A 16566-nucleotide genomic window follows, 5' to 3' on the forward strand; every position below is an offset into this window, starting at 1 on the left:
AATTGAGTCCAAAAAAATGCCTAGAACTGGTGAAATAGATAAAGAGATCAAAGCCCTATTCAACAGACATTTTTCCAACTCTGAGACATTTCTTGAAGATTATTATTATCAATATAAAAATTCATCATTTGCTTTCGTTTGGTACGATGGTATGCCTGAATCAGCAGAGGACAGAATAAGAGAAGAAGAATCAAGCAAATTTACCAAATGTGAATTTATCCGACATTTTTTATCCCTAGCGCCTCATGTGAATTATTTCAAAGGGGAAAAATCTCCATTCCGAAATAAGCCTGAAGGGTTTAGTAATCTAGCATTTTACTTTCTTTCCAAGCTCGCAGAACTCGAATCTGAAAGCTATTTTAACTATGATTGGATTCTATTTGCTGAAGGAATTCAGATAGGGAATAAACTAAAGGAGGATTTAAGAAAGTATTTAATTGAAAAAGACTTTGTTGAACATGATTTAAACCACGACCTCCGTATATCCTACAAAGGGAGATTATTTATCGAAGAAAAATTGTTGAGCCATGGCTAGAATAGTTTATTTAATTGGAGCAGGTGCGAGCGCGCATACCCTACCAATAGTTTCTCAGATTCCTACAAAACTAGAAGAAGTCATAAAGGATGTGTCGAATCTAAAAGAATTGGAGACTCTTCAAGAAAAAGAACTAGAAAGAATTAAATATGTAATTGAAGATTTAACTTGGCTACATAGAGAATCAGCGAAGCATGCTAGTATTGATACTTTTGCAAAAAAGTTATTTGTAAAAAAGAAATCAGAGGAACTTACCCGACTAAAATCTTCAACGGGGTTATTTTTTTCAATTCTTCAAACAAAATATAAAGTTGACCCAAGGTATGATCAATTTATATCTTCCATAATTGGTAGTTCTATCAGAGATTTACCGAAAGATATCTGTATTGTAAGTTGGAATTATGACAATCAATTTGAATTGGCTTTTCGAGAATATAGTGAACATCCAGATATTGAAGTACAAGAAGCATTTCTTGGAATGATCCATAAAAATCACTTGAATCAATACGAAAAAGATAAATTTAAAATAATTAAGATAAATGGAACATCAGGAAGTTTTTCATATGGAAATGGAACAAAATCCAACTTTATTAAACGATCCGATAAAAAGTATGATAACGATTTTCTAAGAAATCTTATTGATGATTATGTTCAGGTGTGTTTTAATCTCGAATCACCAAATTTTAAACCACTAATGTCATTTGCTTGGGGAAAAGATGAAAAATTTGATGAATTAATGAATCATTTGAAGCAGGAAATTTCGGCATGCCAAACTCTTGTAATTATTGGATATTCAATTCCTTTCTTTAATAGGAAAATTGATAAAGAAATTCTTGACACTATGGACAATCTGAGGACAATTTATATCCAAGACATGTATCCAGAAACAATAAAGCAGAGGTTGTTTCAGCTTATTCCAATAACAGAGCAAAAAAGCATAAGGGTGGAATATTCAAATGACCTTAACCAGTTTCTGGTACCTTACGAGCTATAGTTAATAAACTCTTTAAAGGATATCTTTCTTGGTGAGATTTCCCTCCCTTTGATTTCGTCGAAGGGTGTTTGAATATAGATTGGCTTTAGTATTAAAATTCAATGCAAAATAAAACTGGTAAAAACTGGCAAATCCTACCTCATATTCTCATATTTGTGAAAAATTCACGAATAATAATTTTACAATATGATCGAGGAATTCAGCTTTGGCAACTTTTGGTCCTTCAAGGACATTCAGACCCTGAATATGACCGCTGCCAAGATCAAGTCCAAAAACAGCCGTCTCGATACCGTAAACCTGATTCCAATCGATGAAGAACTCAATCTGCTGAAATCCAAAGCCATCTATGGGGCTAATGCCAGCGGAAAAAGTAATGTGATCAAGGCTTTGGTTACTTTCATCAGAATTATCAAGGAATCTGTACGAGATGAAAAGGTGCTAGAATTGATCGATTCATTTCAGCTTTCTTCGGAAACTGTCAATAAGCCTACCTTCTTTCAAATCCTGTTTAGGTTAGATGGGATTCGCTTTCGGTATGGTTTCGAGGCTGATGACACTTCAGTTAAGAGTGAGTGGTTATTTTCAACTCCAAATTTGAGAGAGCAGCCACTTTTTATCAGAGAAAACGATCAGATTATCGAGATAAATCAAACTCACTTCCCAGAAGGAAAAATGTCTATTGATCTATCAGGAGGTGAAGGTCAAATCTTTAGGAACAATTCTCTGTTTTTATCCTCTTTAGCTTCTTTTGGTTTTGGAAAGGTGTCTAAACGAATTATAGATGATATTTCATCAATTTCAGTTATAAATGGTTTAGGTCACCATGGAATGTACGGCCTTGCCGGGGACTCTTTGAGTGATAAAACAAAAAAGAAATTCATTTTAGAATTCTTGAAAAACGCTGATTTAGGTATTGAAGATCTCTTCACAATTGAATTGAAGGGAGAAGATTTTCCCGATGAAATGGATGAAAAGTCAAAAGAGGACCTGAAAAAAGGAAAAATGATCATTTCAAGTAGGGCCCAATTTGATGAAAATCTAAAGCCTACAGGAAAAAGTGACTTTTCATTTGGTTTTCAAGAGTCAGAAGGGACGAGAAAGATGTTTGAGTTGAGTCCTTTTATTTTCCGGGCCTTTAAAGAAGGGACACCTTTGCTGATCGATGAATTTGACGCACGATTTCATCCCTTGTTGACCAAAAAGATTGTTGAACTTTTTAATTCAGAAGCAAATAAAGGAGCTCAATTGATCTTTACCACGCATGACACTAATCTCTTGTCTTCGGATTTGTTGAGAAGAGACCAAATCGACTTTGTGGAAAAAGACCGGTATGGCGCTAGCCATTTGTACACCTTGGTAGAAATCAAAGGGGTCAGAAATGATGCCTCCTTTGAAAAGGATTACATCCAAGGGAAATATGGAGCCATCCCGTTTCTGGGCGATTTTTCATCCCTTACTGATTTTGAGTAATGCCAAAGAAAACCAAAGCTCGAAAAGTCACAGACAGTGAAAAGGCCTGGAATCGAAAATCCAAACCCACATCCTATCGGATAGAGGAAATCCCTATCAATAAGACCATCCTGATCGTCTGCGAAGGACAAACTGAGGAGATGTATTTCAAATCATTCGAGGTTTTGGGAGTAAGAGTGGACGCGATTAATCTTGGAGGTCAATCCAAGTTAAAACTTGTAGAGCAAACCGAATTAATTCAGCAGGAAGAAAGCCGAGATGAGGTTTGGTGTGTATTTGATATGGATGTCAGAAGAGGGGAAGCCGAATTCAGTGATTTTGATAATGCCATCGAGCGGGCAAAAAATTTAGGATACCAAGTTGCCTACTCCAATGATGCCTTTGAATTGTGGTTCTACCTCCATTTCGAGTACACAGATGCTGAAAACCATCGAACATTTTACTACGAAGAGCTTGGTAAAAGACTCGGATTGAATTACGAGAAGGATGGAAAACGCTATGATTTTTGCAAGAAATTATATACCATTTTAGAAACCCATGAGCAATCTTCACAGGCTAGAGCTATCGATCGCGCTAGAACGCTTTTTGAAGAAAGATCAGATTTACCTTATCATCAGCAGAATCCAGCTACCCTGGTTTTTGAATTAGTCGAAGAGTTAAATCGGAATTTGCGGAGGTAGATTTTCCAGAAAGAAAAAACTTATGGTTGACAAACACTGTATATTCACAGGTGCTTGTCAACCATTTTTCTTTTACTAAAATCCAAACCCCCATGAACTACTTCGCCACCCGACTCAAATCAGCCCGACTGATGAATGGACTTTCCCTTCAGGGCTTGGCTGACAAAATCAACAATCGGATCACCAAGCAATCACTCAGCAAATACGAGTTGGGTCAGGTCATCCCCGACAGTGAAATTATCGGGATCCTCTCTGAAGCGTTGGGAGTACGCCCGGACTATTTCTTTTCTGATCAGGTGCTTGAAATTGATATTAAGGAAAACCCTAGAATTAGCCAATTTCCCGCAAAGGAGCGCTCTCGGATAGTGGAAATCGCCAAGGATGAACTGGGGCGCTATCTGGAACTCGAGCAAATCCTGGGGATTGAAACCCAGTTTGTGAATCCCCTTCAGAACATGCCCATTCGATCCCAAGATGACATCGAAAAAGCTGCGGAAGCACTCAGGGATATTTGGGGCTTGGGAAGCGATGCACTTTCAAATGTAATTGAGCTATTGGAAGACCATCATGTCAAAGTCTTGGAAATTGATTCCTCAGAAGAGTTTGATGGCTTTTCCACTTGGGTAAATGGAAAAAGCATTCCATTGATTGTCCTGAATAAGGCCAAGCTAAGTGAAGTCACTGACCGAAAGCGGTTTACTGCATTGCATGAATTGGCGCATTTGATTTTGGACGTAAACCAGCTGCCTGAAAAAGAAAAGGAGAAGTATTGCCACGCTTTTGCGACTGCCATGCTGATTCCCAGAGAAACCCTAAGAAATGAACTCGGAGGGAATCGGAGCAAGCTCTCATTCCAGGAATTGGCAGCGATCAAGCAACAATATGGTATCTCCATGCAAGCCATCGTTTATCGTGCGAAGGATCTTAAGTTGATTTCGGAGAATTATCTCAGGCAGTTCTACATGGTCTTCAATCAGTTGGGTTACAGACAACATGAACCAGTTGACTATAAAGGTCAAGAGAGTTCCAATCGTTTTTCACAGCTTTTATTCAGAGCACTAGCAGAGAATTTCATTTCCATCAGTAAGGCTGCCTCTTTAAAAAATCAGAAATTGGCAGAATTCAGAAAGGAAAATTTGGTGATTTGATGATAGTTGCGGTCACGGATGCCTGTATTTTTATCGATTTAATCGAGTTGGATATTGTCACTGACTTTTTTCAGTCAGGGATGGAATTGCATACCACTGTGGCTGTGTTGAATGAACTCTACCAAGAACAAAAACTGATTCTTGAGGCTTATCAATCAGTAAATAAACTGTATGTTCACAATCTCAGGGAAGAGGATTTTTTGGAAATGGAGGATATTCCTTTTCCCAGAGGTTTGTCTCAGGAAGACCGATCAGTGATCTATTTGGCGAAAAAACTTGGAGGTGCGATCGTACTTAGTAGCGACAAATTGGTAAGAGAATTTGCAGGCTCACTTCAACTGCCATATCATGGCGTTTTTTGGATTCTAGACCAACTTGTTGAATTAGGCTTGCTTTCAAAAGCCAAATCAATTGAAATTCTTGACCAAATGCCCAAGGTCAATTCCTTGTACCATGGAGAGCTCATGAAAAAGGAGATTGAAAAAAGAATTCAACGATGGGGTTAAAATATTAAATCGGGTGATCACAGTATAAAGATTTTTCGGGATTTTAATGCAAGCAGATTCCCCTTCCTATTAAACAGTCTATTTTTAATATAATGGTATTCTTTTTTGATTCTTTGGTTGTCTTCTGGAAATGGGATTTGCTCAATCAGCTTGAATAAAAGCAGGTTATCCACCTCTGTTTTTCTTCCTGGCATCCGGGAGATTTCAGCATAGACCTTGTCCAGGATTTTGATGGGGTAGGGGAAGATTGTGGGAAGTAAAGTAATTAGCCCTCCGGAGACAAAATGGGAAATGACATCGGCATCGATCAGGATGAATTTCTCATTCTTTTTCATCCCCATTGCTTCCTAGGATAGAAAAATCAAGCCCTATGTCTTCCAAGAGCCCATAATAATGCGATTCGGAAATCCGATCCCGCTCAAACAATTTCCTCGCCAAGTCTCCATAATCACCGATCACTTCACTTTGACAGTCTTTTTCATAGAGCTTAAGTGAGTATCCATGATTCATGGCACTGGCCATTACGCCAGACCCATATTTTAGGTCTTGAACCTTATCAATAAGTTGCAATTCACGCAAGCGGTGCAACAAAGCAGCTCTTGAGCAGGAAAAATATTGCTCAATCTTTAAAACAGTCGCCAAGCTTACGTTTGCCTTGACCAATTCATTATCAGGAATCAAAGCCAAAATTCCTTCTTCGGGCATCAAAAATTTAGAGGCAAAAGAATCCCCATTGTATTCCTCTTTCTCCTTTTTGTTAAACTGCCCAACATGGCAAACTTGATTTTTAAAATCCTTTTGGATAAAGAGGTGATACAGCTCATGGCAAACTGTAAAGTGTTGGTGGCCGAGTGTGCGGGCGGTATTGATGAGCATAAATCGGTTGTTCTCGCCGACTTTGATTGCCATCCCGGATATTTCCATTTCCAATGGGCGAAAAACTGCAAGCACCCCTAATTTATGGAGCAGACTCTTGAGGTGAATGCTTTCTTTATTGCCAAAGCCATTTTCGGCCCTGAACTGAGAGGCATATTTTTCAAGAACCAGCAGACTCATTCTCAAAAAGGGTTTTCATACCAAGATAATTCCTGACTATTTTCTTAAACTTGGCGATCTGCTCCAAGTCCGCTGGTTTTAAGCTTTCAGCCCTGAAAGCGAGAGCAAGATTCAAATTCATCAAATCCATATTTTCTTCAAAAAAATCATATTCATCCACTCCATATAAATTTGCTGTTTTGCTCAATAGGGCAGAAGGCATGCTGCGTTTTCCATTTTCATAATAGCTGATTTCTTCCCTATTGATGCCCAAGAATTCCGCCACCTGGTCTTGGGTAAACCCCAATTTCTGGCGAAGTGCATGCAGGTTTTTTCCGATGATATGATTCTGATCCATAATTTGTTGATTAAAAAAATATGTTACGAATTTAAGATAAATATTTAAAATTTAAAAATATGTAACAAAAACCACTGTTTTAAAATCATTTAACCCGTCTTATGCATTCCAGACTCAAAATAGAACCAGCAATGCATAAGACGGATCAAACCACCAAATCCTTCTTTTCCTTGTCACTAAGGCCACGGTTTTTGACGATGGCAGCGATGGAGATGGCCAGCAAAACACCAACTATCCAATACACCCAGCCTGGAATGGGAACAGGATCGCCTGCTGCGTAGGAATGGAGTCCTGAGAGGTAATAATTCACCCCAAAGGAGGTCATCACAATGGAGGAAAATGCCCAAAGGCTCGCCAGGTTGAAGAGCAGAGAACTTTTTATGGCTGGGATTAATCTCAGGTGAATCACAAAGGCATACACAATGACCGAAATCAAGGCCCAGGTTTCTTTTGGATCCCATGCCCAGTATCGGCCCCAACTTTCATTGGCCCAGACACCTCCTAAGAAAGTGCCGACGGTCAGCAGGAATAGACCTATGGTGATGGAGAGTTCGTTCACGATATTCAGCTCTTTCATACTCAACCACCAATTGGCAGTGGGATGGGTCGGTTTGAAGATCATCAGCAGCAGACTCAGCAGCGCAAGGATTGCCGCCAAAGCCAAAGGCGCATAGCCACTGACGATGATGGCGACGTGAATTTTTAACCAATAGGAGTGGAGCACCGGCATCAGGTTGGTGATTTCGGGATTGAGCCAATCCAAGAAACTCACAAAAAGCAAGGTGCCTGAAAACAGCAAACTCAGCGGAACCGTAAACTTGGATTTGTTGGAAAAGAGCAGGCCAAAGAACAATACACCCCAAGCCACAAAGACCAGCATTTCAAAGCCATCACTCCAAGGTGGGTGTTGGGCAATATACCACCTGATGCCCAGATGAATGGTGAAAATGACCAGTCCCAACCAGCTGAGGACCTTGCCGATATTCCATGCGATCCGGATAGGTCTGGGTTCTTGAAAAAGCATGGTGATCCCCATGATCAACATGAAGATTCCCAACACCCAAAAAGGACCAAAAAGCTTGTTTCCCAAATTCATTCTGTTGTAAAGCAACTCGGCCACGATCATATTTGAGCTTGGGTACACTTCTTTTCCTGCCTGCTGCTGAAATAAATGGATATAGTCAAGCACCTCGTTGGCTTCTGCCCAATCTCCTTCTGAGATGCCTTTGTTCAGTCCCGAAAGAAAAAGGGAAGTGATGTTCTTGACAAAAACAGCATCCTCTTCCTCAAATCCTTTATTGGATTGTTGGCTGGTAAACCAGGTGTTGTTATGGTCCAATTTGTTGGGGAAAATCCGGAGAAAATCTCCTGTCAGCAGGGCATAGTAGATGTTGAAGCGTTCATCCGTCTTCAGCAGTTCATTGTGGCCTTCATTTCTTTCGGAGGGTTTCAGCAGATTGGCAGCTTCTACGAGGTCGTGCAGTAAATAATCACCATCATCGCTCAAAAAATCCTTGAAGCTGATTTTGTCCTGGGGTTCCATTTCCAATGCCGCAAAGGCAAACAGGGATTTTTTCTTGTCGATTTTTATGATGGGCAATTGGCTATAGGCCACGGGGTCCAATTGGACAGCCAAAAGAAACTGTTCGGCATTCATATTGACAATGCCGGATGCCGTAGGGATTTCGATAGAGGTTTTTCCATTTAGCTTGCGCAAAATTTCATTGGCAAGGGTATTCAATGGTTTCATCCGTCCGTCCAAATCCTGAACGATAAGTTTTCCATACGCAGTCGCCATATCAGCGGGTACTACTGGGAGTATTTCCGGTTCCTGCGCTTGGACAGCCATATTGCTGAAAACCATGAAAGCGATCAGCATCGCAGTGCCAGCCCTTTTCCGGATGGTGCCCAGTTTTTTGTTCAGCAAACTGAATCGGCTTCCTTTGGCAAAAAGGGTGAAGATCATCCCTATGGTCAATAATATATAGCCCAAATAGGTGATATAAGTGCCTGGCCTGTCTTGGCTAACGGAAAGTATTGTTCCTTTTTCATCTGTGTCAAAGGAAGATTGGTAAAATCTGTATCCCCTGTGATCCAAGACATTGTTCATGAAAACCCTGTAGGGAAACTCATTTTCTCCGTCCATCACCATCACCTCACTGGCATAACTTGCAGGACTCTTGCTGCCAGGATATCTTTCCAGTTCAAAGGCATTGAGATAGAGTTTGAAGGGTAAGGTTTCAGTCCTTGGTCCATAAGTGAGGGTGTAATCCGTGCCTTCATGGGTAAAAGGATGCCAAGCGGGATTGAAGCTTACCAGTTTCACAAAGCTTTCGGTCACTGTTTGATCATTTTGATCCAAAACCTTTATTTTGACTACATTGGGCAGGTTTTTGGCCAACATTTCATCTCTCTCGGCTTCGTATTCAAGTTGTGCATCTTCAAAGATGGATTTGATCAGGAATGCGCCGCCATCCCACTGATAAAGGGAGCGAAGTCTCAGCGGAAGGGTTTCTCCTGCATGGATGACCCCGATGTTTTGGGTAGCCATTTCCATCACCTGAAGGTGGACCTCAGTATGGATCATCCAAATACTGTCAGACTTGAAAATCCGAACAGGGTTTTGTGCATCTTTAACGGTGCCCAGAGAAATGACGCCAAGTGGTATGGCATTGCCTTCTGTAAGAAGGAAATCTTCCCTGCCTTCTCCCATCGCTACAGCGACATCTATGTAGGTATGCGCTCCGTCTGCAAAATTCTCTTTTGCCCCTAAAATATAATCTTCAAATACCACCTTAAATTCAGGTTTGCTGAAACCTGCCTTGATCGATTGGGGCTTAAAATTATGGCTGATCAGGGAATAGGGTTTTTCAAAGCTGACTTCTTTGCCTTCTGTGAGCTGTTTGATCTGAAGAAAATGTCCAGTCGAATAAAAGGTTTGCTCAGCATTGCCTTCACGGATATGGATGATACCTTCCTTGCTAAAATACCTGGTGATCCCTGCTCCCAAAATAATGATTACAAAAGAAAGGTGAAATAAGCCCACCGGCCATCTGTTTTTATGAAACATTTTGTACTGCCCTATGTGGCAGAGAAAATTGACTGCCAGCCAAACCATGATAATCTCAAACCACCAGGCATCATACACCAATCCCCTTGCCACTGCAGTACCGTGATCATTTTCCATGAAGGTGGCCGCCCCCATAGCGCCAGCAAAGGCGATCAACAATACCAATGTCATCTTGGTCGAAATCAAATAACTCAAATATTTCATGGTACTATAGTAATATACCTATAAATTTATTTTTCATCGTAGGCCTGAAAATCAGCATCAAATAAGCCCAATTTTGATTGTCACTTAAGGCCCCTCTTTTCTGGATCATTTCAAAAGTATCTGTATGGAAGAACTGGCTATACCCTCCCTGAATGGAAATGGCATCATTTAAAATAAAGCCAAGTGACAGGTCGAGTTCTGTTCCAAAAAACTTGTCCATTTTTTCGCCGGCCCCATTGGCGCGATACACGTCTGCTTGGGAATAGAACAAATGTCCATCCGTCTGCAAGAAAAATCTGGGGCCAAAGTCATATCTGCTGCGTAAGAAGTAATCCTGCAATCCCACATTGGTTTCATGGGTACCTCCTACATAAAACAGATCCATGTAGCCATTGAAGAGATGGTTGGTGCCGTAAAGAGGGGAGAAGGACCGGTTTTTTGAGAGATCATTGTTGGGTGTGCCGCTCAGAATTTCGAATCCAGCGGTGAGGCGTAATCTTTTGTCTGTTTGTGCTGCGCCAGTTATCTGGTGCGTCACCTGGGCGCTCAAGTCAAACCCGTTGACATTCCTGCCGGCAACGTCTGTACCCAATTGGTGATAATAAAAGGCGGAAAGTGTGGTATTGCCTATCGGATACCTTAAGGTAGGAAGCCCAATGGTTTGTTGGTAACGGATTCCCTCGTCTAAAATTTCTCCTGTAGCATTGGTTGTAACATATTGTCTTCCATCATTCCAGATCAGGGTTGAAAAATGAAAATCTCCCCATTTATTTTCAACCCTTGCCATTTGGGCTGCTTTGTATTGGTTGGGAACGGTGAAGATGTTTCCGGTCAGCATTTGGGCATCTTGGTTAAATCCACCGCCGAAATGAAACTTCAGGTTTTCCTTTTCATATTTTACCAAGGCAAAATCATGCGCCCTACCCTGAAGTGCCCAATCCAGATTTCCAAGAAAGCGGGCATTGTCATAGTTCAGTTCCTGACGGCCCAGTTTTACCTTCCAGTTTTGGGACAGTTTTGCTTCCACCCAAGCTTCGTGCACCGACAGAAAATTATCCGTGGCTTTTACCTGTGGAGTGTTTCCCCAGGTCCTGATGTCTTGGATGCTCATGTAAAAATCAAAGCTTTCCATTTTATAGCTTGCCTGTAATCGGGCACGATGGGCTATAAATCCTGCAGGTTTATCACCTTCAGGGAAGAGTCTGTTAAATCCATGTCTGTATTCGGCTCTCTGGATAAGCTGTCCGTCAAGATTGAACTGGGCATGGGAAATCGTAGAGGAAAGGGCCATCAATAAGCCCCATCCAAATAAAATTTTCTTGTACATCTCTTTGTGGAGTTTATCTATTGATGGATCTCACTGGCTTCTGGGCTTCGCGCGCTTTTCCTTCCTGTAGCCATTTGGGGACGACCTGCTCCAGGAAGTTGGCTTTCTGTGCCTTTTCCTTTCCCAAATCTACCCCGATATACGCCTGAAGAGCAGCTTTACTGTCGAGGTCTGGAGTATCCAAAGCCTTGATATGGCCTAAAATGGCCAGCACTCTGGTCAATTCAATTCGGGTTTCCTGGATGATGGACGAAGAGGATGCCAAGATGCGGTTTGCTTCGATAGGAGCGTGAAAACCAGCACCATGGGAGGCGGCCACATAATCCCATCTCCACTGGGCATGCCTGATACCCTTGAGGATATTTGCCATCTGTGCCTCCGTAGCGCCTAATTGCCATGCTTTTTCAGCTTCCAAATGTGCCATGGCGATCTGTCTTTGAAGTCTTTGGTTGGCAACTTTGAGTTTTGACTGGCGTTCATGCACATCCGCAACGAGGTCCGAAACTTTTTCTCTATGGCAGACAAAGCAGGAATTTTCCACATTCTGCAGGGGAGAGGCGATGTGGTGATCTGTAAATTTCTGACCTCCCTCGGTTTTGTAGGGCATATGGCAGTCTGCACAGGATACTCCTCTTTTGGCATGTACACTCATGGAGTACAATTCATAATCAGGGTGCTGGGCTTTCAGCATTCTGGCCTTGCTCAAAGGATGTACCCAGTCGGTGAAATCTATCTTATCATAATATGCTTCCACGGACTCCACATCTAATCCATCTGCCCAGGGAAATGTCAGGTATTGGGCACCTTCTTTTCCGGGCTTGGTCTTGTCAAAGTAATATTCAACATGGCATTGGGCACAAACCAAATTCCGCATTTCCTGATGAGAGGCTTGATTGATGTCTTTGCCCATCGCCTCGTATGCTTCCACAAGCGCAGGGCGGGTGATGGTCAGGTTCATGGTTTCAGGATTGTGACAATCCGCGCAACCGATGGGATTGATCACCTCGTTGCCAAGGTCAGATAATTTTTTACTGTAAAATTCGGTCACGCCCATTTCGCTCATCAGACGGGGGACGTCAGGACTTTTACAGGTCCAACAGGTGCTTGGCATTACCCCATCTCCGGCTTCCATGGGAGCACCGATTCTGATGGAACTCCGAACATCATCGAGCGCGTGCCCATGACCTCTTGGCTCACCATATCCTTTACTGAAGGCATAGCCCGCCCACAGGATGACCATTTCAGGGTTGTCCTCCAACATATCCCCAGGACGATCTGCATCAGAACCGGATTGGTGAGGAGATGGACCGGTTTTCATGTAAGATTGATATTGGCGGGGAAAATTCAAGCCCCATATTGAATCTCTAGGTTCGATGCCTTGAATCTCTACCTGAGGTTGGTAGGCAAATCTAGCCTCTGCCCGCCTGTCCATTATGGAGTAGGCGAGCATCGCCAATAAAAACACTGCCACACCTGTAGCAATAAAGAGTATCCAGTTTTTCATAATGCTTTTATTTTTGAGGTAATGTTTCTTGGTTTTTTTCCTGCATGGCATCTTTTAGCCAATTGGGGACGACTTGTAGGCCTGAGGGTGTCTGTGCTTTGATCGGTTCTAGCATGTGACCAACAGCGGAGAGGCTCTTTACCCTGCCATGTGGTGTTTCCCTGTGGCATTCCCAACAGGTTCTGTCTGTTCTATTGAAATGATGATCTTCCACAAAAGCTTCGGTCTTGGCGTCCTTGACCTGTGGGGCATGGCACCTGATGCAATTGTCTTGTATCACCTCTACAGAAGGTTGTCTGGCCTGAATGACCTGAGGTTCTGCTCTGATGGTGAAAATGTAGGAATGGTACAAGCCATCCATCGCTTTGAAATAATATTGGTTGAACATGTTGTTATGTGGCACATGACAATCGTTGCAAGTGGCTACTTCCCTGTGGGCACTCCGAGACCAGGTAATGTATTGTGGTGTCATCACATGACAGTTTACGCAGGCCTGGGGATCATCAGAAAGATAGGCGGCGGCATTGCTAAGCTTTAGGATGTAGAGTCCCAAGCCAAAAAAGCTCGCCACAAGTACAATCGCTGCCGGGCGCCATTTTTTTGGGGGGATAAGGGAATACTTAAAAAAAAATCTTTTTATATTCTGAAATTTAGCCATGGAGAGAATTCAATTTTCCTGTTCTGAATATTTCATCAAAATACAGAATATTAGTTTGAAAAAAACATGATAAAAATCAGTCGACTAAAAATTAAAAGGATATTCAGATAAAAATATACGAAATATTGCCAATAAATGCGAAAACCCAGAAAATGACAGGTGAAAATCTAAATTGGGGCTTCCGTTTTTTTGAAAATGTGTTGAGGAATGTTTCTTGGATCAATCCTAAAGGACCTCACTTTCTGGATCAGAAGAGGAAATTGGGTCTGGCCAATCAGGTTTTGGGACGCGAAATCAGCTCAAACTGAGATTTTTTCTGTGCGTAGGTCAGAATTTAACCCATTATATGCAATAGGTTTTCAAAAGGGATTGAAATTGCGAAAAATCAGACTATTTGGAGAATAGATCAGCATACCGATAGGGAGAAGTCAACAATTATTGATGACTGAATGATTGTAAAGCAATTCAAGGCTAGAATAGAATTGGTAATGTATAACACGGGTTTAGTTCGGGAAAAGCCTTGGTGATGGCACATAGGTGTTTCCGAAGGAATAAATTAGACTTAAGCTCCAGAGCAAGGCCGAAATATCCGGGATTTTGGTGGAAATTGATTTGTTGGCCAGCATTTGGAAAGAGAGGGGGAAATCCTTTTTGGCAAGGGTCAAAGTTGAAGAGGCGAAGAACCCGTCCAGTTCATCCATTTTCAGGTAATAAACCTGAGGATTTAACCGCAGATAGAAATTTTCATAAAGTGCTATCTTTCTAAAATTGGCATTGAAGGTGAGAAAGTTGGTGTTTTGTACAGCGCTTTCCGCAAACCCCATTCCCCGAAGGTAATAAAAGCCAATGCTGGTATGGGGAGTGATGAAATAATTGGGCGCCAGCTCCGAGGCCAGATACCGTTCGGTAGTGATGACATCGCGGGGCTGACCGTTGATCATCAAATTTTGGGGAACGAAGAGCAAGCCTGGATGGGCTCCCACTGTTAATTTGAATTTTTCATTTCGAATCAGTTTGTATCGCAACCATAATAGAACTGTCCAAGGTTTGCCTTCTAAGGAAAAATGGAATTCCGGATCGAAGGAAAGCCGATTGCCCATATTCAACATCACAAATCCTGCGGGTTGGTTAAGCGAAAAGGTAGGCAGGAGAGAAATACCGTTATTAGTGACTCCGGCAGCACCTCCAAAGTTTCTTTCCATCTTCGCAGAATCAATCGATTGGGCGCATAGCGAAGGTGATTTCACCAAACCACAAATCAGGTGGAGTACAAGGAGACTGGATTTGAAAATGGAGGTGTTCAAGGCCATTGGATTTCATGTTTTCCGCTTCAAAAATACGGCAATCTATTTTATTTGAGTTCAGATATTTAAACAAATGTCAATGAAATTCAAACAGATTTCAGAGGGTTGAAACAGAAGTATTGTATAATTTTGGATATACAGATTTTGACCTCCTCTTCGGTAGGCTGATATAAACCTCCGGAATGGTAAAATATTGGCGTTTGGTTTGTTTTCATCTCAAATCCGAAATATGGATTCCGTTATCTAATAGGGCTTGAAATTACAAGAGAATAAGGCCATTTGAAGGATTAGCCTTATAACCGTTATGGAGAATTCAATAATCTTTAAAAAAATTTATTGATCATTTTCAGGTTGGAAGGACTTGGTAATGCAAAAAAGCCGATGTGGAAATCTTCGGCAATTTGAATGAAGGAAATATCCTTTTGTGCCAGAGGAAGTGAAGAATTGAAATAGGAAACAGAAGTAAAAACACAAATAAGAACAGCATGACAGTAATAGAAAAAATATTGCAAACTTCAGCTGACAAGTCTATTTTTCTCATCCGCCTGATGGTAGGCGCGGTATTCCTTTCGGAAGGCATTCAAAAATTCCTGTTTCCTGCCATTCGAGGTGCCGGTAGATTTGAAAAAATCGGCTTGCCCTCACCCGAATTTTTAGGGGCTTTTGTAGGTGCATTTGAAATACTCTGCGGGGCATTGATTTTAGTTGGATTATTGACGCGGCTTGCCAGTATTCCACTGATCATCATTATGCTAGTTGCCATTGCCACCACCAAAGGAGATGTTTTGGCCAATCAGGGTTTTTGGGAAATGATGCACGGCAGCAGAACAGATTGGGCCATGTTGCTCGGCAGTATTTTTCTATTGATCAAGGGCAGTGGTTATTGGTCTTTTGACTTCAATTCATTCAAACCTAAATACTAAATGGAAATCATCATCATCTCGCTTGCAGCTTTTTTAGTAGCGATACTTACCTTCTTTTCGGGTTTTGGTTTGGGAACAATCCTGACCCCCGTTTTCATGATTTTTTTTCCGGTTGACCTTGCCATTGGTTTGACCGGAATTGTGCATTTCTTCAACAATATTTTCAAACTGATTTTGGTGGGGAAAAATGCCGATAAATCTGTTTTGATCCGATTCGGCATTCCTGCCGTCATCGCTGCGTTGATTGGTTCTTGGTTGCTTATCAATATTTCAGATGCAGCGCCACTATTTTCCTATGAGATGTTTGGGAAAACTTTCGAAGTGTTTCCCGTCAAGTTCATTATCTCCATTCTGCTTATTATTTTTGCGAGTATAGACCTGATTCCTTATTTCAACAAACTGCAATTCGGAAAAGAAAAACTTCCTATTGGCGGTGCGTTGAGCGGTTTTTTTGGTGGATTATCAGGAAACCAAGGTGCCCTGCGCAGTGCATTTCTCATCAAAGCAGGCCTTTCCAAAGAAGCATTTATCGGTACTGCTGTGGTGGTTTCAACCCTGGTTGATTTCACCAGATTAAGTGTGTATGCCACCCGGTTCACAAAAGCGGGATTGGATGAAAATTTGACTTTAGTCCTCTGCGCAACGCTTGCAGGAATTGCAGGATCATTTATCGGCAATAAATTGTTGAAAAAAGTCACCCTTCATTTCCTTCAAGTCACCGTCGCGATCATGCTTATCCTGATTTCCATTGCATTGGGAGCAGGATTGATTTAAAAATTTTGGATTTTGCTATCCTAAATTTCAAAAATAAACTGGTTATGAAATGTTTTGTAGGAAAGGTATAAAACCC

At 41.6% G+C, this 16566-nt stretch carries 16 protein-coding genes; 8 read left to right on the plus strand and 8 right to left on the minus strand.

Features of this window, described 5'->3' with window-relative positions; genetic code table 11:
• The first annotated feature begins 16 nt into the window (after positions 1-16).
• From F824_RS0112575 to F824_RS0112600, 6 genes are all read left to right on the plus strand, one after another.
• Complete coding sequence (locus F824_RS0112575) at positions 17-535, plus strand: hypothetical protein (RefSeq protein WP_139189790.1); 519 nt, start codon at positions 17-19, stop codon at positions 533-535.
• On the plus strand, positions 528-1529 hold the full coding sequence (locus F824_RS0112580; RefSeq protein ID WP_019598254.1) for a hypothetical protein: 1002 nt from the start codon (positions 528-530) through the stop codon (positions 1527-1529). Before F824_RS0112575 ends, F824_RS0112580 begins: the two co-directional genes overlap by 8 nt.
• A 186-nt stretch (positions 1530-1715) precedes the next feature.
• A complete protein-coding gene (locus tag F824_RS0112585) occupies positions 1716-2999 on the plus strand; it encodes an AAA family ATPase (protein WP_019598255.1) in 1284 nt (427 codons plus the stop codon).
• A complete protein-coding gene (locus F824_RS0112590; RefSeq protein ID WP_019598256.1) occupies positions 2999-3679 on the plus strand; it encodes an RloB family protein in 681 nt (226 codons plus the stop codon). The genes F824_RS0112585 and F824_RS0112590 overlap by 1 nt, the downstream gene beginning before the upstream one ends.
• 92 nt (positions 3680-3771) lie before the next feature.
• Positions 3772-4827 (plus strand): helix-turn-helix domain-containing protein, encoded by a 1056-nt coding sequence (locus F824_RS0112595; RefSeq protein WP_026333682.1) that lies wholly within the window; start codon positions 3772-3774, stop codon positions 4825-4827.
• Complete coding sequence (locus F824_RS0112600; protein ID WP_019598258.1) at positions 4827-5333, plus strand: PIN domain-containing protein; 507 nt, start codon at positions 4827-4829, stop codon at positions 5331-5333. The genes F824_RS0112595 and F824_RS0112600 overlap by 1 nt, the downstream gene beginning before the upstream one ends.
• 17 nt (positions 5334-5350) lie before the next feature.
• Here F824_RS0112600 and F824_RS26850 read toward each other — a convergent pair whose 3' ends face one another.
• The 8 genes from F824_RS26850 to F824_RS25860 form a co-directional block, all read right to left on the minus strand.
• Complete coding sequence (locus F824_RS26850; protein ID WP_022582321.1) at positions 5351-5668, minus strand: hypothetical protein; 318 nt, start codon at positions 5666-5668, stop codon at positions 5351-5353.
• A complete protein-coding gene (locus F824_RS0112615) occupies positions 5655-6389 on the minus strand; it encodes an ImmA/IrrE family metallo-endopeptidase (RefSeq protein WP_019598259.1) in 735 nt (244 codons plus the stop codon). Before F824_RS0112615 ends, F824_RS26850 begins: the two co-directional genes overlap by 14 nt.
• On the minus strand, positions 6370-6726 hold the full coding sequence (locus tag F824_RS0112620) for a helix-turn-helix domain-containing protein (protein ID WP_019598260.1): 357 nt from the start codon (positions 6724-6726) through the stop codon (positions 6370-6372). Before F824_RS0112620 ends, F824_RS0112615 begins: the two co-directional genes overlap by 20 nt.
• Positions 6727-6871: 145 nt before the next feature.
• Entirely contained in the window at positions 6872-10000 is a 3129-nt protein-coding gene (gene ccsA / locus F824_RS0112625) for a cytochrome c biogenesis protein (RefSeq protein WP_019598261.1), read from the minus strand.
• A gap of 4 nt (positions 10001-10004) precedes the next feature.
• The gene (locus F824_RS0112630) at positions 10005-11327 is read right to left on the minus strand and encodes an alginate export family protein (RefSeq protein ID WP_026333683.1); all 1323 of its coding nucleotides are present in this window, start codon (positions 11325-11327) and stop codon (positions 10005-10007) included.
• Positions 11328-11340: 13 nt separating this feature from the next.
• A complete protein-coding gene (locus F824_RS0112635) occupies positions 11341-12831 on the minus strand; it encodes an ammonia-forming cytochrome c nitrite reductase subunit c552 (protein ID WP_026333684.1) in 1491 nt (496 codons plus the stop codon).
• Between the two features lie 7 nt (positions 12832-12838).
• Entirely contained in the window at positions 12839-13489 is a 651-nt protein-coding gene (gene nrfH / locus F824_RS0112640) for a cytochrome c nitrite reductase small subunit (RefSeq protein WP_019598264.1), read from the minus strand.
• A gap of 503 nt (positions 13490-13992) precedes the next feature.
• Positions 13993-14799: a hypothetical protein gene (locus tag F824_RS25860; RefSeq protein WP_019598266.1), complete on the minus strand. Its 807-nt coding sequence runs from the start codon at positions 14797-14799 to the stop codon at positions 13993-13995.
• A 479-nt stretch (positions 14800-15278) separates the two neighbouring features.
• Between F824_RS25860 and F824_RS0112660 the strand changes: the two genes are divergently transcribed.
• A complete protein-coding gene (locus tag F824_RS0112660) occupies positions 15279-15716 on the plus strand; it encodes a DoxX family protein (protein ID WP_033405327.1) in 438 nt (145 codons plus the stop codon).
• On the plus strand, positions 15717-16490 hold the full coding sequence (locus F824_RS0112665; protein ID WP_019598269.1) for a sulfite exporter TauE/SafE family protein: 774 nt from the start codon (positions 15717-15719) through the stop codon (positions 16488-16490).
• The last annotated feature ends 76 nt before the right edge of the window (positions 16491-16566 follow it).

This window comes from Rhodonellum psychrophilum GCM71 = DSM 17998, from assembly GCF_000381545.1.
Taxonomy (GTDB): Bacteria; Bacteroidota; Bacteroidia; order Cytophagales; family Cyclobacteriaceae; genus Rhodonellum; species Rhodonellum psychrophilum.

What these genes read in the sequence shown, in the direction of transcription:
- F824_RS0112620 (WP_019598260.1), bottom strand. Translation starts at nt 6,726, where the DNA reads ATGGATCAGAATCATATCATCGGAAAAAACCTGCATGCACTTCGCCAG.
- F824_RS26850 (WP_022582321.1), bottom strand. Translation starts at nt 5,668, where the DNA reads ATGAAAAAGAATGAGAAATTCATCCTGATCGATGCCGATGTCATTTCC.
- F824_RS0112600 (WP_019598258.1), top strand. Translation starts at nt 4,827, where the DNA reads ATGATAGTTGCGGTCACGGATGCCTGTATTTTTATCGATTTAATCGAG.
- F824_RS0112575 (WP_139189790.1), top strand. Translation starts at nt 17, where the DNA reads ATGCCTAGAACTGGTGAAATAGATAAAGAGATCAAAGCCCTATTCAAC.
- F824_RS0112665 (WP_019598269.1), top strand. Translation starts at nt 15,717, where the DNA reads ATGGAAATCATCATCATCTCGCTTGCAGCTTTTTTAGTAGCGATACTT.
- F824_RS0112580 (WP_019598254.1), top strand. Translation starts at nt 528, where the DNA reads ATGGCTAGAATAGTTTATTTAATTGGAGCAGGTGCGAGCGCGCATACC.
- F824_RS0112635 (WP_026333684.1), bottom strand. Translation starts at nt 12,831, where the DNA reads ATGAAAAACTGGATACTCTTTATTGCTACAGGTGTGGCAGTGTTTTTA.
- nrfH (WP_019598264.1), bottom strand. Translation starts at nt 13,489, where the DNA reads ATGGCTAAATTTCAGAATATAAAAAGATTTTTTTTTAAGTATTCCCTT.
- F824_RS0112660 (WP_033405327.1), top strand. Translation starts at nt 15,279, where the DNA reads ATGACAGTAATAGAAAAAATATTGCAAACTTCAGCTGACAAGTCTATT.
- ccsA (WP_019598261.1), bottom strand. Translation starts at nt 10,000, where the DNA reads ATGAAATATTTGAGTTATTTGATTTCGACCAAGATGACATTGGTATTG.
- F824_RS0112630 (WP_026333683.1), bottom strand. Translation starts at nt 11,327, where the DNA reads ATGTACAAGAAAATTTTATTTGGATGGGGCTTATTGATGGCCCTTTCC.
- F824_RS0112595 (WP_026333682.1), top strand. Translation starts at nt 3,772, where the DNA reads ATGAACTACTTCGCCACCCGACTCAAATCAGCCCGACTGATGAATGGA.
- F824_RS25860 (WP_019598266.1), bottom strand. Translation starts at nt 14,799, where the DNA reads ATGGCCTTGAACACCTCCATTTTCAAATCCAGTCTCCTTGTACTCCAC.
- F824_RS0112615 (WP_019598259.1), bottom strand. Translation starts at nt 6,389, where the DNA reads ATGAGTCTGCTGGTTCTTGAAAAATATGCCTCTCAGTTCAGGGCCGAA.
- F824_RS0112585 (WP_019598255.1), top strand. Translation starts at nt 1,716, where the DNA reads ATGATCGAGGAATTCAGCTTTGGCAACTTTTGGTCCTTCAAGGACATT.
- F824_RS0112590 (WP_019598256.1), top strand. Translation starts at nt 2,999, where the DNA reads ATGCCAAAGAAAACCAAAGCTCGAAAAGTCACAGACAGTGAAAAGGCC.